Source organism: Aestuariivirga sp. (assembly GCF_046093005.1).
Taxonomy (GTDB): Bacteria; Pseudomonadota; Alphaproteobacteria; order Rhizobiales; family Aestuariivirgaceae; genus Aestuariivirga.
The window spans coordinates 34013-47243 of record NZ_JBJTER010000031.1; the positions used below are offsets into that span (position 1 = coordinate 34013).

Genomic DNA, 13231 nt, shown 5'->3' on the forward strand with positions numbered 1-13231 from the left:
GCTGCCGGAGGCCGGTATTGCCGTTCTTATATGATGCGCGGGGTGCCGATCTGGCCGGGCTGGGCAGCCTTGGCTCGGCTGCCGGACCGGTTCAGGCGATCGAACTCCCGGGCATCCTGCCCTTTGAGCCCTTCGCCCGTTAGGTGCGTTTGCGGCGCGCCGCCGGGGGCAGGCATGCGGCGGCGCCGGCCGTTTTGGCCGTTGCGCTCAGGGTCTTGGTGGCCGTATTCCGGGTCATCCGGGAGTCCACATACCTTGTTAATCGCCGCGAAAGGACAGTGTCCCTGTCCTATCTGCTTATGGCAGATTGAGCGTTACAGTGCAAGAAGGGAATCAGCCAGAGTCCTTTTGGCATATTGATTTGTCCCGTATTTGGGATGTTATTTCAAATATGGAACAAGTGACGGTTGAACGCCGTATTGCTGAACAGATCCGGGCCTTGCGCGGCGAACGGCAGTGGCCGCTGGAGGAACTGGCCCGCCGGAGCGGGGTCAGCCGCGCCAGCCTGTCGCGTATCGAGAACGGCGAGGTCAGCCCCACCGCTGCCGTGCTGTGCCGGGTCTGCGCTGCCTTTGGCCTCACCCTGTCGCGGCTCATGATCCTGGTGGAGGAGGGCTTCACGCCGCTCATCCGCCGCGATGAACAGATGGCCTGGACAGACCCCGAGACCGGTTATCATCGCCTTGCCGTCTCGCCACCCGCGCCGGGCCTTGCCGGAGAAGTTATCGAAGTCGACCTCAATCCCGGAACCCGCATCGCCTATGACCGCCCGCCGCGCCCCGGCCTCGACCATCATCTGGTGATGCGCGATGGCGCCTTGATGCTGACCGTGGACGGTATTCGCCATCGCCTCTCGCGAGGCGATTGCCTGCGCTACCGGTTGCATGGCGAAAGCCTGTTCGAGACGCCGGCGGAATCCGGCGCCAGATATCTTCTGTTCATGGTGTGACATGGAGATCATCCGCGGCGATCTGACAGACCGGCGCATCGTGGCGCTGCTGCGCCATCATTACGACAAATGCCATGAGGTGACCCCGCCGGGCAGCTGCCATGTGTTCAGCCTCGATAAGCTCGCAGCGCCCGGCATTGATTTCTGGGCGGCATGGGAGGGCGAGACGCTGCTGGGTATTGGCGCCATGAAACCGCTTGACGGCACGCATGGCGAAGTGAAGTCCATGCACACCGCGGAAAGCGCGCGCCGCCGCGGCGTGGGCGGCGCGATCCTGCGCCATATCATCGCAACATCGCGGACGCGGGGCCTCAGGCGCCTGAGTCTTGAAACTGGCTCCTTCGCTTACTTTGCGCCCGCGGTGGCGCTTTACAAGGCGCATGGTTTTACCGAATGCGGGCCGTTTGGCGGCTACCGCCCCGATCCCTACAGCCTGTTCCTGACGCGCGGCATTGCCGCCTGAGGCCGGAACGGTTGTATCGGCGGGACGGCGCTGCTAAGTAATGGCGATGGACAAACCACCCGCGAATGCGCCTGAAGGCAAGGCCGGTCCGGTTTCGGCGCGCATCCGCGCGCGCATCGAGGCGGCCAAGAAGCGCTATCACGCCAACGACAACATCGCGGCCTTCATCGAGCCGGGCGAGATGGACGCGTTGCTTGAAGAGGTGGCGGGCAAGATGAAGGGCGTGCTCGAAAGCCTGGTCATCGATGTCGAGCATGATCACAACACCCCGGACACCGCCCGGCGGGTGGCCAAGATGTATCTGAACGAGGTGTTCCGCGGCCGCTATGTGGCGCCGCCGCCGGTTACCGAATTTCCCAATGCCGAATATCTGAACGAGCTGATGATCGTCGGCCCGATCACCGTGCGCAGCGCCTGCAGCCACCATTTCTGCCCGATCATGGGCCGGCTGTGGATCGGCCTGTTGCCGAACGAGCATTCCAACCTGATCGGACTCTCGAAATATGCGCGCCTCGCCGAATGGATCATGTCGCGGCCCCAGATTCAGGAGGAAGCCATCGCCCAGGTGGCCGATCTGCTGATGAGCAAGGTGGCGCCCGACGGGCTCGCCGTGGTCATGGAGGCGGATCACTTCTGCATGCACTGGCGCGGCGTCAAGGACACCGGCGCCAAGATGGTGAACAGCGTGATGCGCGGCGCTTTCCTCAAGAACCCGTCGCTGCGCCGCGAATTCCTCTCGCTTGTCAATTTGAAGGACTGATTACCAGCATGATGGTCCGCTGTGTCTACGCAAGCCGCGCTGCCTCGAACCTCTCCAACGCGATGATCGAGGACATTCTCGAAAGCTCACGGATCAACAATCCGGCGCGCGGCATCACCGGCATTCTCTGCCACAGTGGCGATGTCTTCATCCAGGTGCTGGAAGGCAGCCGCGACGAGGTCTGCGATCTCTATAATTCCATCGTGCGGGACCAGCGCCATGCCAATGTGCGGCTTCTGGTGTTCGAGGAAATCCGCGAGCGCAAGTTCTCGAACTGGACGATGGGCCGCGTCGATCTTTCCAAGGTCAACCCCGGCCTGCTGCTCAAATACCATGTGCGCGCCGAGCTCGACCCCTTCGCCAGTTCCGGCGCGGCCACCATGGCGCTGCTCGACGAACTCGTGGACAGTGCGGCGGTGCACACAAGGCTTGGCTGAGCCTCAAACCGCCTTCATCCACGACAGACCGTCCAGCGTTCCGCCCGCCGGGCGGTATTCGCAGCCTACGAAACCCTCATAACCGATCTCGTCGAGATGGCGGAAAATCCGCGCGTCATCGAGTTCGCCCGTTCCCGGCTCGTGGCGGTTTGGCACCGAGGATGTCTGCACATGGCCGATCAGCGGCAGCAGAGCTTCGAGGCTCCGCAGCACATCGCCATGCAGGATCTGGCGGTGGTAGATGTCGTATTGCAGCCTGAGGTTCGGAAGGCCCAGGGTGCGGATGAGTTCCGCGGCGTAGCCGAAGTCGTTCAGGAAATAGCCCGGCATATCACGACCGTTGATCGGCTCGATCAGAATGTCGATGCCGCGCGGCGCGGTAACGGCGCAGGCGTGGCGGATGGCGTTGACATAGGCTTCGCGGGCCTTCGGGTCGGCCCGCTCGCCGTGCCCGCTCATCAGATGCAGGCGCTTGACGGCGCAGGCCTCGGCATAGGGCAGGGCGGTTTGCAGCCCCGCCTGGAACGCCGCCTCTCGCCCGGGGACGGCAGCCAGCCCGCGCTCACCCGCCTCCCAGTTGCCGGGCGGCAGGTTGAACAGCGCCAGCGCAAGCTTCGCATCCTCAAGCCGCCGGGCGATCTCGTCTGGCGCATGGGCATAGGGAAACAGGATTTCGACGGCCTGGAAGCCGTGGTCGGCGGCGGCCGCGAAACGGTCAAGCAGGCTCCATTCGGTGAACATCATCGACAGGTTGGCGGCGAATTTCGGCATGGCGCCCTCGCGGGACCGATCACAATCATGGTCCAGCGCGCAGTGCCCTGGCCAGAAGAATACGGCTTCCATCAATGAAAGCCCCCCGGGGCAACAAGACCCGGGGGACGTTAGATGTCGTCAGTCGAAATCGCAGAAACCGGCCTGAAGTAACGGCGCCGGCCCCCGCTGCGGCGTTGATCAGCCTTTCGGGCGGTTGCGGATCATGAACACGTCGAAGGTGAGTTCCGCCACCTGGTTCCACAGATTGGCTTCGTTTCGGAACGCGAACTGGCTTTCCAGGATCTTCTTGAACTCCGGGTTCTCAGCCGAGATCTTCGCATAGAGGGCGTTCGCCGCCTCATAGGCCTTGGCCATCACGTCATCCGGATAGGGGCGAAGCTGGGCGCCGCCGCCGATCAGCGATTTCAGGGCCTGCGGGTTGCGGGCGTCATACTTCGCCAGCATCGACAGGTTGGCGGTGGCGGCCGCCGCCGACACGATGGCCTGGTAATTCTTCGGCAACTCGTTCCACTTGGCGAGGTTGATCATGAAGTTGAGCGCCGGGCCGCCTTCCCAGAAGCCGGGGTAGTAATAGAACTGGGCCACCTTGTTGAGGCCGAGCTTCTGGTCGTCATAAGGCCCCACCCATTCGGCCGCGTCGATGGCGCCGCGCTCCAGCGAGGGATAGATCTCGCCGCCCGGAATCTGCTGCGGCACCACGCCGAGCGCCTCCATCACCTTGCCGCCCATGCCGCCGATGCGCATCTTGACGCCCTGCAGGTCAGCGACACTGTGGATTTCCTTGCGCCACCAGCCGCCCATCTGGACGCCGGTGTTGCCGCCCGGCAGCATGTGCAGGTTCTGGCTGTGGTAGAACTCGTTCATCATGTCGATGCCGCCGCCATGGTAGAACCAGGCGTTCATGCCGCGGGCATTGAGGCTGAAGGGCACGGCGGTGCCCAGCGCATAGACCGGGTTCTTGCCCCAATAATAATAGCTCGCCGTGTGCGTCATCTCGACGGTGCCGGCGGCAACCGTGTCGGCGGCTTCCGGCATCGGCACGATTTCGCCCGCCGCGAAGACCTGGATCTGGAAATTGCCGTCGGTGGCCTCAGCCACGGTCTTGGAGAATTCCTCGGCGGCGCCATAAATGGTGTCCAGCGCCTTGGGAAAGCCGGAGGTGAGCCGCCAGCTGAGCTTGGGCGACGATTGCGCGATGGCCGGGGCGGCAAGCGCCGCGGCAGCGACCGTGCCGGTGGCGGCGGCGGTCAGAAGATTACGTCTTTTCATGTCAGTCCTCCCATTTTGCAAGTTATTGGCGGGATACGGCCCGGCCCGGATTACGGATTAATGGACGGGGTTTCTATGGTGGGCAGCTGGATCTGGTCAAGCTGCTGCTGCACGTCGGCGACGTTCAGGACCGCTTCGGGCGCGATCCAGTAATCGACGATGGCCGGGAAGGTGATGATCAGCGCCACCAGGATGAGCTGCAGGATGATCCATGGAATGGAGCCCAGGTAAATGTCCCGGCTCTTGATTTCAGGCGGCGCGATGCCGCGCAGATAGAACAGCGCGAAGCCGAAGGGCGGGTGCATGAAGGCCGTCTGCATGTTCACGCACAGGAGAACGCCCAGCCACACAAGGTCGATGTCAAGCGCCACCGCCGTGGGAATCAGCAGCGGCACGATGATGAACACGATCTCGAAGAAATCGAGGAAGAAGGCGATGAAGAACACGAAGACGTTGACGAAGATCAGGAAGCCGAGGCGGCCGCCGGGAATGTGGCTCAGCAGATGCTCGATCCATTTGCCGCCATTGACGCCCTGGAACACCAGGCTGAACACCGTGGCGCCGATCAGGATGAAGATCACCATGGCGGTGATGCGCATGGTGCCGTCCATCGATTCCCACAGCATCTTGCGGGTGAAGCGGCGATGCGCGATGGCCAGAATGATGGCGCCCATCGAGCCCATGGCGCCGGCCTCGGTCGGCGAGGCGATGCCCATGAAGATGGTGCCGAGCACGAGGAAGATGAGGACGAGCGACGGCACCATGCCCCAGGCCACCTTGGACCAAAGGGCGAAGCCCTTCAGCGTCCGGGCCTCGGGCGGCAGCGCCGGCACCCGGTGCGGCTGCAACAGCGACACCAGCGCGATGAAGCCCGAGAACAGCAGCACCTGGGCGATCGACGGCCCGATGGCGCCGAGATACATGTCGCCCACCGGCACGCCCAGCTGGAAGGCCAGCACGATCAGCACCAGCGATGGTGGAATCACCTGGGTGATGGTGCCGGAAGCGGCGATGACGCCGGTGCCGATCTTCATGTCATAGCCGTAGCGCATCATGATCGGGATGGCGATCATGCCAATGGCGATGACGCTCGCCGCCACCGTGCCGGTGATGGCGCCGAGGATGGCGCCGACATAGATCACCGCCTGGGCAAGCCCGCCCGGCACCGGGCCGAACAGTTGCCCGAAGCCTTCCATCAAATCCTCGGCGAGGCCGGACTTCTCCAGCACCACGCCCATCAGGGTGAAGAACGGAATGGCCAGCAACAGCTCATTCGACATGAGGCCGAAGACGCGCGCCGGCAGGGCCTGCAGGAACTCAACCCCGAAATAGCCGGTCTCGATGGCGATGAAGCTGAAGAACAATCCGAGCGTGGCCAGCGAAAAGGCCACCGGAAAGCCCACCAGCAGGAAGATGATGAGGCCCGCGAACATGGCGGGCGCCAGCAGGCCATAGTCAAGCATGGGCAGCCTCCGCCATCATTGCAGGGGCTTCTCGTAGCCGGCGACGAGGCCGGTGACGCCGCGCAGCGCCGCGATGCGCTTGATGAATTCGGATAGGCCCTGGAGCAGCAACAATGCGAAACCAACCGGCAGCAGGGCCTTCACCGGCCAGACCGGCAGGCCGCCGGCATTGGCCGACCCCTCCCCGGACCAGTAGCTCCGCAAGAACCACGGCACCGTCATGTCCAGCATCAGGATGCAGAAGGGGAAGAAGAAGAACAGAAAGCCGAAGATATCGACCTTCAGCCTTCCCCGGGGCGAAAGGCCGCTGTAGATGAGATCAACCCGCACATGCTCGTTGAGCTTGAGAACCCAGGCGGCGCCGAGCAGGAAAGTGGCGGCGAAAAGCTGCCACTGGATTTCCAGCCAGGCATTGGACGAGGCGTCGAACAGATAGCGGGATACCGCATTGGCGGCGCTGATGAAGCAGCTCAGAAAACCGAACACCGCCGCAACCGCCGCCGCATACTGGCTCAGCCGGTCAATGGCGCGGGACAGCGGCAACAGCGAGGTCATCGGGGGTCTGGCCTTTATAACCCAGTCGTGATGGCAAGTTGAACGCCAGCAGGCGTCCGGATGCAAGGACTTTGTGGGCGGCATAGAGCCGGCGTTTGGCCAATCTCCCCGGCCGCGCCGAGAAGCGATCAAAACCCGCGGGTGCCGCGTCCGCGGAAGCGTGCATTACACTGTTGGTAAAGATACGGATGCCGCGTTCATGTCCGTTGTTGCGGGCGCCGCCGCCGCCCGCTGGTCCTGGAAACCGCCTTTCGCCGGCGATACGGCTCCCCGTGGTATCGGCCACGGTCTTGCTTTATGAGGCGAAGGCATGACCACGCCCTGCATCATCACGGTGGCGATCACCGGTTCGGTTCCGCGCAAGGAGCATAACCCCGCGGTGCCGATCACCGTTTCCGAACAGGTGGAATCGACCCATGCCGCCTTCGAGGCCGGGGCCAGCATCGCCCATGTGCATGTGAGGAACGACGATCAGACGCCGACCTCCGACCCGGAGCGTTTCGCCAGGCTGCTCGAAGGCCTGCGCCGCCATTGCCCGGGCATGATCGTGCAGTTCTCGACCGGCGGCCGCTCCGGCCAGGGCACGGCGCGCGGCGGCATGCTGCACCTGGGCTGCGACATGGCCTCGCTCTCGACGGGCTCCTGCAACTTCCCCAGCATCATCTATGAAAATCCGCCGGAGCTCATCCGCTTTCTGGCGCGGAAAATGCTGGACCACAACGTCAAGCCGGAGATCGAGGTGTTCGATCTCTCGATGCTCTATCAGGCGCTGGCGCTCGCCGATGAGGGCCTGTTGCGGCGGCCCCTGCACGTGCAATTCGTGATGGGGGTTAAGAACGCCATGCCGGCGGTGCGCCAGGCCTTCGATTTCATGGTCGATGAAGTGACGCGGCTGGCCCCGGAATCGACCTGGGTCGCGGCGGGCATCGGCCGCCACCAGCTGGAGGTCAACCGCTGGTGCCTCGAACGCGGCGGCCATTGCCGCACGGGGCTTGAGGACAATGTCCGCTGGGACGCGAGCCGCCTTGCCGCCTCCAACGCCGAACTGGTGGCCCGCCTCGCCGCACTCTGCGCCAGCCATGACCGCCACCCGGCAAGCGCCGCCGAAGCCCGCGCCATTCTGGGCCTTGCCCCCGCCACCAGTTGAGGACCCCCCTATGCCCCGTTTCGAACGACAGGCCCTTGTCGCCAGGTTCCAGGACATGAAGCGCCGCCGCATCCCGATCATCGGCGGCGGGGCCGGCACCGGGCTTTCCGCCAAATGCGAGGAAGAGGGCGGCATCGACCTGATCGTCATCTATAATTCGGGCCGCTACCGCATGGCCGGGCGCGGCTCGCTCTCCGGCATTCTCGCCTATGGCAATGCCAATGACATCGTGATGGAGATGGCGCGCGAAGTGCTGCCCGTCACCAAACGAACGCCGGTGCTGGCCGGTGTCAACGGCACTGACCCGTTCTGCATCTTCGACAAGTTCCTCGATGACCTGAAGGCGCTGGGTTTCTCCGGCGTGCAGAACTTCCCAACCGTGGGCCTCATTGACGGTATCCTGCGCGCCAATCTGGAGGAGACCGGCATGTCCTACGGGCTCGAGGTGGACATGATCCGGCTCGCCCATGACAAGGACATGCTGACCACCCCTTACGTGTTCAATGCCGGCGAGGCCGCGGCGATGGCGGCGGCCGGGGCGGACATCATCGTCTGCCATCTGGGCCTCACCACCGGCGGCAGCATCGGCTCCAGGACGGCGCTGAAGCTCGCCGATTGCCCAGCACTGGTCGATGAATGGGCGGAGGCGGCGCTCAGGGTCAACAAGGAGGCGATCGTCATCGTGCATGGCGGCCCGGTGTCAATGCCGGCTGATGCGGAGTTCATCTTCCGCAACACCCGCAACTGCCACGGCTTCTACGGCGCCTCGTCGATGGAGCGGCTGCCGGTCGAGACCGCGCTCACCGCGCAGACCAGGGCGTTCAAGGCATTGACCTTCAGTTGAGCAAGAAACGGTCTCTTTGAAGCGGCGCGGCCTGGACGTCCGCGGCCACTGTACCGCGCGATTCAGTCAGACCGGCACTTTCTCTAATAAGCCGTCCAGCCGCCATCGGTGGCAAAGATTGCGCCAGTGAAGTTCGCCGCCTCGTCGGAAAGCAGGAAGAGCATCATGCCAACCTGCTCGGCGACCGTTGCCGGGCGGTGATCGGTGGCGGTGTAGGACAGGATGCTGTTGGTCTTGATGCTGCCCATCGCCGGTCCCTGCGCAACCTTCATCGAAGCCGCGACCAGCGCTCCTGCGCGGGCCACCATCGGGGTGTCGGTCGCCGCCATGTTCACCGAATTCACCCGGATGCCATAGGGCGCATAATCGATCGCCGCGTTGCGGGTGAGCCCGTTCAGGGCGTGCTTGCTCGCCACATAGGCGGGGTTGCCGGCAAGCCCGGTCATGCCGGCGATGGAGCCGACATTGACGATCGCCCCGCCGCGCCGCTGCTTGACCAGAAACCGCAGCTGGGCGCGCAGCGTGAGAAAGGTGCCGGTTGCATTGGTGCGGAAGACTTTCGTCCAGTATTCCTCGGTCGCCTCATGGATCGGCGCGAAGACGAGTGGGCGCTGGGCCTCGAAATCCGGCGGCTCGCCGGAATAGACGCCGTCCATCACCCCGGCATTGTTGATGGCGCCGTCAAGCCCGCCGAAATTGGCCGCCGCCGCTTCGACCGCCGCCTCGCCAGTGGCGGCCTCGCCGATATCGCCATGCACGAACACCATGCGGCCGCCGGCCTGGCGCACCTGGGCCGCGGTTTCCTCGCCGAGGTCCCTGAGCCAGTCGACGCCCACCACATTGGCGCCCTCGCGCGCCAGGCGGAGCGCCGCGCCGGCGCCCATGCCGCGCGCCGAGCCGGTGACGATGAAGGTCTTGCCGGCGAAGCGCCCGGGAATGAACGCGTTGGGATCGGGCGGCGCGATATTGACCACGGCATTTCCCTCGCTGGGCGCGGCCGCCTGGGCGCCGGCAAGGCCCGAGCCAAGCGCCGCGCCGGACGCCGCCGCCGCCATGGTGATCATCGCATCGCGTCTTTCCATCGCACACTCCTTGGCGGCCGCTGACGCAAGCCAGACGGCTGCGGACTAAAGATCGCCGAGGCTCTTCAGCACCAGCGCGTGGAAATGGTGAAGCCCGTGTTCGGAATTATAGCTGCGGTCCTTGTCCACCATCAGCCGGCCCTGGTTGTAGCCGCGCGAATGAAGCCCGCGCTGCACGCTTTCGACAAGCCCGATATCCTCTGGCTGCAGCACCTTGTCGAGATAGTCGATGGCCTGGCGCTCATCCGCCGTCGGCGTGCTGGAGGCGAAGAAGAAATCGAAATGCTCGAGCGTGGTCTCGGGGCCGGTGGGCTGGATGTGCAGGACCGTGATGTTGGCGGCCCCCGGAAACACGTTGAAGGTCACGTTGGGCCACAGCCACCAGGCGGCGAAGTTCGACGACGGGCCGTCGGGAATGCGGTAGGCGGTGTTGTCCGCCCGGCCGGCGGGCGAGATATGGCTCGAATAGATATCGAAGGTTTCGGTCTTGTAGTTCTTGATGTCGACGAGATCGACGAAGGCCGGATGGGCGATCGAGCAGTGGTAGCATTCGAGGAAGTTGTCGACCACGTTCTTCCAGTTGGCCTTGATCTCATAGGTCAGGCGGTGGGCGAATTTCAGCGCCGGAACGTCCGCGCAATAGCCCTTGATGTCCGCCGCGAGGGTGCTGGCCTGGGTGGCCAGCGCCGGGGCATCAGGGTCGAGGTTCACGAACACGAAGCCCGCATATTCCTCCACCCGCACCGGCTTCAGGGCAAATTCCCCGGCCGCGAAGCCCTCGACCCGCTTCTGGCCCACGGCGGAGCGCAACCGCCCGTCGGTGTGGTAGGTCCAGGCATGATAGGGGCAGGTGATGAGCTTGGCGCGGCCGCAGCCCTGCAGCAGCTCATGGGCGCGGTGCGAACAGACATTGTAGAAGGCGCGCAGCACGCCGTCCTGGCCGCGCATCACCACGATGCTCTGGTCGGCGATGCGCAGGGTGACGAAATCGCCGCCGGCTTCGAGCTGGCTCACATGCGCGGCATAGTTCCACGCCTTGAAGAAGATCGACTCCTTCTCGCGCTCATAGATGGCGGGGTCGATATAGTAGTTGGCGGGGATCGTGTAGGACTTGGCCGGATCGGCATCGAAGCGGCCGAGATCGCAGAGGTGGCGGGAAATCACGTTCATGCGCGGCGTCCTTTACTCTCGGTGTTTCTACGATAGAACCGCCGAGCCCTGCCGCGCAATAGCTTTGCCAGCCCGCCGTTCTATGGGAAAAGAGCCGTAAGTCCCGGAAGGAACGGCTGACCCAGCTGCGCCTGCACCATTGTAAAGCCGACGAACGCCGCATAGGCGAGCGCCAGCGCCCTTACCGGCGCCACCGCCGCGCCTCCGAACAGGGGTACGCACAAGAGCGCGGCCAGCGGCACCGCATGCATCGCGTGGGTGGCGAAGAAATGGGCAACCCTGAGATCGCCTCCATCACGCGCCCACCCGAAAAACATCAGCCCGCCGGCGTCGCTCGCCTCGCCGCCGATCCAGTGGCTGCCCATCATCGAAAGCCTGCTCGCCGTTACCGCCGTCAGAACGAAAGTCAGCGTCAAACCCCACACAAGGCCGGTTCTCATGGCTGGCGGCAGCGTGCTGTTCTTGTTCCGGTGGATTGCCCACGCCAGGGTCAGGCTGGAGGATGTGAGCAACAGCGCCGCGAAACCCATCAGACCATAAATGGCTCCCATGGCCGGCGTTGATCTGTTGAAGTGAGAACCAACACCCATGGCGGCGGCTCCCCCGATCCAGATCATCTCCAGCAGCACCCCCACGACGATGGCGCGTTCATACCAGCGCCACCAGGCGCGGCCGGTAATCTCAGGCGCCGCATACCGCGCGAACCAGGCGATCGTCAGAAGATAGATCACCAGAGCGGTGAGGAACTTCAGCGGCTTTATCCAGACATCGATGCCCTGAAAGAGCCGCGTGTCCAGCGCCGCCGCGCCAAAGACGGGAATCATCGCCAGCGCCAGGAGGATTGCAAGGGCGGTGTAGCGCGGTGAGGCCGCTGCCAGACTGTTCATGCCGGCGCCCCCGCTGAGGTTCTCGTCGCTCTCAGCGATGCGCGGATCGCCTGAAACAGCAGATATCCGGCCGGCCCGAAAAGAAAGGTGACGAGAAGGCACGGCAGCAATATCAGATGCGGGATGTTCTCGCGTCTGGCGGTGCGCAGCTCCCACGCGCCGACGATCAAGTCAAAGGCGAGGAAGTGAACCCAGCCCGCGAGCAACAGCCACTGGCTCTCGAACAGCTGGGCGACGCTTGGCAAGCTGGTGAACCCACCCTCCGCGGAATGCCAGAACGCAAGTACGATCGCGGTGTATCCAACGGAAAGAATAAGCGGCGCGATTACGCCGCCAGCGATGCCCGCCAGCCGCGGCGCAAGGGGCGCGAAGGCGAGCGCAAGCCACCCCGCTAGAGCGATTGGATTGGCGATCTCGAACAGCATTTCGGGGGTCACGACGATCTCCTGACTCCGGCTCGCGCCGGAAACTTGACAACGTCAAGATACTAGCAATGCGCCCCCGGGCGTCAAGCATTATCTTGACAGTGACAACTTTCCGGGGTCAGTTAATTTCATGACCGGAGCCCCCGGAAAGAAGACGCGCCGCTTGTCCGATGCGGGCCGCCCCTATCATCACGGCGAATTGGCCGCAGCGCTGCTTGACGCCGCCGGGAAGGAACTCGCGGAGAAGGGCATCGAGGGTTTTTCGCTGCGCGGCGTGGCGAAGCGGGCCGGGGTCAGCCATGCCGCGCCGGCGCACCACTTCCGGGATGCCGATGGCTTGCTGACCGCGCTGGCCGCGCGGGGTTTTGAGCGCTTTGTGGCGCGGCAGGAAGCTTTCAGGCGAAAGGCCAGGCCCGCGCCGCGCGAACAGCTGGTGGCATCTGGCCTCGGCTATCTGGCTTTCGCAATCGAAAATCCGGCGCTCTTCAGGCTGATGTTCGGCTCCCGGCGTCCAGACTTCGCCGACGGAAACCTGTCCCGCGCGGCCGAGGCAGCATTTGACGATCTCGTCGTTCAAGTCGCCCGCGTAACGGGCAAGAGGGGCCCGCCAGGCCGGGACCGTTCAGCACTCATTGACGTCAGTGCCGCCTGGGCCCTGGCGCATGGTCTTGCTGACCTCATGGTGGCGGGAAGGCTGCCCTATTTGACGGACTTGCCTGAGGCGGCGCGGGAGCAGGCGATCGCCGCGATCATTCGCCGGGCCCTGCCACCGTGAATTCACGCCGCCTCGCGTTGCCTGCCGGAAGCGCCTTAGGGGAGCAAGCCCAGTGTATTCTCCGGCTTGCGGGCGGAAACCGTCGCCGGTGGCGCCGTTTACCCCGGCCCAGGACATGATGCCGTGGTCCCCCAGCCGTTCCAGGGCGGCGCCGGTGAGGACGGGGCAGGCATGGGCAATCAATCACATGAACCAACAATTCTTGTGATTTTTCAACAATTTCGTGACGCG

At 64.2% G+C, this 13231-nt stretch carries 16 protein-coding genes; 8 read left to right on the forward strand and 8 right to left on the reverse strand.

The genetic code is table 11. The annotated features are described in order from the left end of the window. Positions 1-17: 17 nt before the first annotated feature. From ACKOED_RS02570 to ACKOED_RS02590, 5 genes are all read left to right on the forward strand, one after another. Positions 18-143, forward strand: coding sequence for a hypothetical protein (locus ACKOED_RS02570; RefSeq protein ID WP_408915012.1), 126 nt, complete (start codon positions 18-20; stop codon positions 141-143). 248 nt (positions 144-391) lie between these two features. Continuing rightward, positions 392-949, forward strand: coding sequence for a helix-turn-helix domain-containing protein (locus ACKOED_RS02575; RefSeq protein WP_408915013.1), 558 nt, complete (start codon positions 392-394; stop codon positions 947-949). Position 950: 1 nt separating this feature from the next. Continuing rightward, positions 951-1412 (forward strand): GNAT family N-acetyltransferase, encoded by a 462-nt coding sequence (locus ACKOED_RS02580; protein ID WP_408915014.1) that lies wholly within the window; start codon positions 951-953, stop codon positions 1410-1412. Between the two features lie 46 nt (positions 1413-1458). After that, complete coding sequence (gene folE, locus ACKOED_RS02585; RefSeq protein WP_408915015.1) at positions 1459-2172, forward strand: GTP cyclohydrolase I; 714 nt, start codon at positions 1459-1461, stop codon at positions 2170-2172. An 8-nt stretch (positions 2173-2180) separates the two neighbouring features. Continuing rightward, positions 2181-2609 (forward strand): BLUF domain-containing protein, encoded by a 429-nt coding sequence (locus tag ACKOED_RS02590; RefSeq protein WP_408915016.1) that lies wholly within the window; start codon positions 2181-2183, stop codon positions 2607-2609. A 3-nt stretch (positions 2610-2612) separates the two neighbouring features. Here the strand turns inward: ACKOED_RS02590 and otnI are convergent, their stop codons facing one another. The 4 genes from otnI to ACKOED_RS02610 form a co-directional block, all read right to left on the reverse strand. Further along, on the reverse strand, positions 2613-3380 hold the full coding sequence (gene otnI / locus ACKOED_RS02595; protein ID WP_408915044.1) for a 2-oxo-tetronate isomerase: 768 nt from the start codon (positions 3378-3380) through the stop codon (positions 2613-2615). A gap of 180 nt (positions 3381-3560) precedes the next feature. Next, complete coding sequence (locus ACKOED_RS02600) at positions 3561-4652, reverse strand: TRAP transporter substrate-binding protein (protein WP_408915017.1); 1092 nt, start codon at positions 4650-4652, stop codon at positions 3561-3563. 50 nt (positions 4653-4702) lie between these two features. Continuing rightward, positions 4703-6115, reverse strand: a complete 1413-nt coding sequence (locus tag ACKOED_RS02605) for a TRAP transporter large permease subunit (protein WP_408915018.1) — start codon at positions 6113-6115, stop codon at positions 4703-4705. Positions 6116-6130: 15 nt separating this feature from the next. Next, on the reverse strand, positions 6131-6670 hold the full coding sequence (locus ACKOED_RS02610) for a TRAP transporter small permease subunit (RefSeq protein WP_408915019.1): 540 nt from the start codon (positions 6668-6670) through the stop codon (positions 6131-6133). Positions 6671-6980: 310 nt separating this feature from the next. On the opposite strand from ACKOED_RS02610, the gene ACKOED_RS02615 reads away from it, so the two are divergent. Together ACKOED_RS02615 and ACKOED_RS02620 are read left to right on the forward strand one after the other, a co-directional pair. Beyond that, positions 6981-7817, forward strand: a complete 837-nt coding sequence (locus ACKOED_RS02615) for a 3-keto-5-aminohexanoate cleavage protein (protein WP_408915020.1) — start codon at positions 6981-6983, stop codon at positions 7815-7817. Between the two features lie 10 nt (positions 7818-7827). Continuing rightward, positions 7828-8661: a phosphoenolpyruvate hydrolase family protein gene (locus ACKOED_RS02620; protein ID WP_408915021.1), complete on the forward strand. Its 834-nt coding sequence runs from the start codon at positions 7828-7830 to the stop codon at positions 8659-8661. A gap of 83 nt (positions 8662-8744) precedes the next feature. On the opposite strand, the gene ACKOED_RS02625 is transcribed toward ACKOED_RS02620, so the two are convergent. The 4 genes from ACKOED_RS02625 to ACKOED_RS02640 all read right to left on the reverse strand — a co-directional run bounded on the left by ACKOED_RS02625 (position 8745) and on the right by ACKOED_RS02640 (position 12225). Continuing rightward, a complete protein-coding gene (locus ACKOED_RS02625) occupies positions 8745-9743 on the reverse strand; it encodes an SDR family NAD(P)-dependent oxidoreductase (protein ID WP_408915022.1) in 999 nt (332 codons plus the stop codon). A 45-nt stretch (positions 9744-9788) separates the two neighbouring features. Continuing rightward, positions 9789-10913, reverse strand: coding sequence for an aromatic ring-hydroxylating oxygenase subunit alpha (locus ACKOED_RS02630; protein WP_408915023.1), 1125 nt, complete (start codon positions 10911-10913; stop codon positions 9789-9791). An 80-nt stretch (positions 10914-10993) separates the two neighbouring features. Further along, positions 10994-11800 (reverse strand): hypothetical protein, encoded by an 807-nt coding sequence (locus tag ACKOED_RS02635; RefSeq protein WP_408915024.1) that lies wholly within the window; start codon positions 11798-11800, stop codon positions 10994-10996. Continuing rightward, the gene (locus tag ACKOED_RS02640; protein ID WP_408915025.1) at positions 11797-12225 is read right to left on the reverse strand and encodes an ABA4-like family protein; all 429 of its coding nucleotides are present in this window, start codon (positions 12223-12225) and stop codon (positions 11797-11799) included. Before ACKOED_RS02640 ends, ACKOED_RS02635 begins: the two co-directional genes overlap by 4 nt. A gap of 130 nt (positions 12226-12355) precedes the next feature. Here ACKOED_RS02640 and ACKOED_RS02645 point away from each other — a divergent pair, with 130 nt between their 5' ends. Next, the gene (locus ACKOED_RS02645; RefSeq protein WP_408915026.1) at positions 12356-13000 is read left to right on the forward strand and encodes a TetR/AcrR family transcriptional regulator; all 645 of its coding nucleotides are present in this window, start codon (positions 12356-12358) and stop codon (positions 12998-13000) included. Positions 13001-13231: the final 231 nt, after the last annotated feature.

What these genes read in the sequence shown, in the direction of transcription:
- ACKOED_RS02575 (WP_408915013.1), top strand. Translation starts at nt 392, where the DNA reads ATGGAACAAGTGACGGTTGAACGCCGTATTGCTGAACAGATCCGGGCC.
- ACKOED_RS02580 (WP_408915014.1), top strand. Translation starts at nt 951, where the DNA reads ATGGAGATCATCCGCGGCGATCTGACAGACCGGCGCATCGTGGCGCTG.
- folE (WP_408915015.1), top strand. Translation starts at nt 1,459, where the DNA reads ATGGACAAACCACCCGCGAATGCGCCTGAAGGCAAGGCCGGTCCGGTT.
- ACKOED_RS02590 (WP_408915016.1), top strand. Translation starts at nt 2,181, where the DNA reads ATGATGGTCCGCTGTGTCTACGCAAGCCGCGCTGCCTCGAACCTCTCC.
- otnI (WP_408915044.1), bottom strand. Translation starts at nt 3,380, where the DNA reads ATGCCGAAATTCGCCGCCAACCTGTCGATGATGTTCACCGAATGGAGC.
- ACKOED_RS02600 (WP_408915017.1), bottom strand. Translation starts at nt 4,652, where the DNA reads ATGAAAAGACGTAATCTTCTGACCGCCGCCGCCACCGGCACGGTCGCT.
- ACKOED_RS02605 (WP_408915018.1), bottom strand. Translation starts at nt 6,115, where the DNA reads ATGCTTGACTATGGCCTGCTGGCGCCCGCCATGTTCGCGGGCCTCATC.
- ACKOED_RS02610 (WP_408915019.1), bottom strand. Translation starts at nt 6,670, where the DNA reads ATGACCTCGCTGTTGCCGCTGTCCCGCGCCATTGACCGGCTGAGCCAG.
- ACKOED_RS02615 (WP_408915020.1), top strand. Translation starts at nt 6,981, where the DNA reads ATGACCACGCCCTGCATCATCACGGTGGCGATCACCGGTTCGGTTCCG.
- ACKOED_RS02620 (WP_408915021.1), top strand. Translation starts at nt 7,828, where the DNA reads ATGCCCCGTTTCGAACGACAGGCCCTTGTCGCCAGGTTCCAGGACATG.
- ACKOED_RS02625 (WP_408915022.1), bottom strand. Translation starts at nt 9,743, where the DNA reads ATGGAAAGACGCGATGCGATGATCACCATGGCGGCGGCGGCGTCCGGC.
- ACKOED_RS02630 (WP_408915023.1), bottom strand. Translation starts at nt 10,913, where the DNA reads ATGAACGTGATTTCCCGCCACCTCTGCGATCTCGGCCGCTTCGATGCC.
- ACKOED_RS02635 (WP_408915024.1), bottom strand. Translation starts at nt 11,800, where the DNA reads ATGAACAGTCTGGCAGCGGCCTCACCGCGCTACACCGCCCTTGCAATC.
- ACKOED_RS02640 (WP_408915025.1), bottom strand. Translation starts at nt 12,225, where the DNA reads ATGCTGTTCGAGATCGCCAATCCAATCGCTCTAGCGGGGTGGCTTGCG.
- ACKOED_RS02645 (WP_408915026.1), top strand. Translation starts at nt 12,356, where the DNA reads ATGACCGGAGCCCCCGGAAAGAAGACGCGCCGCTTGTCCGATGCGGGC.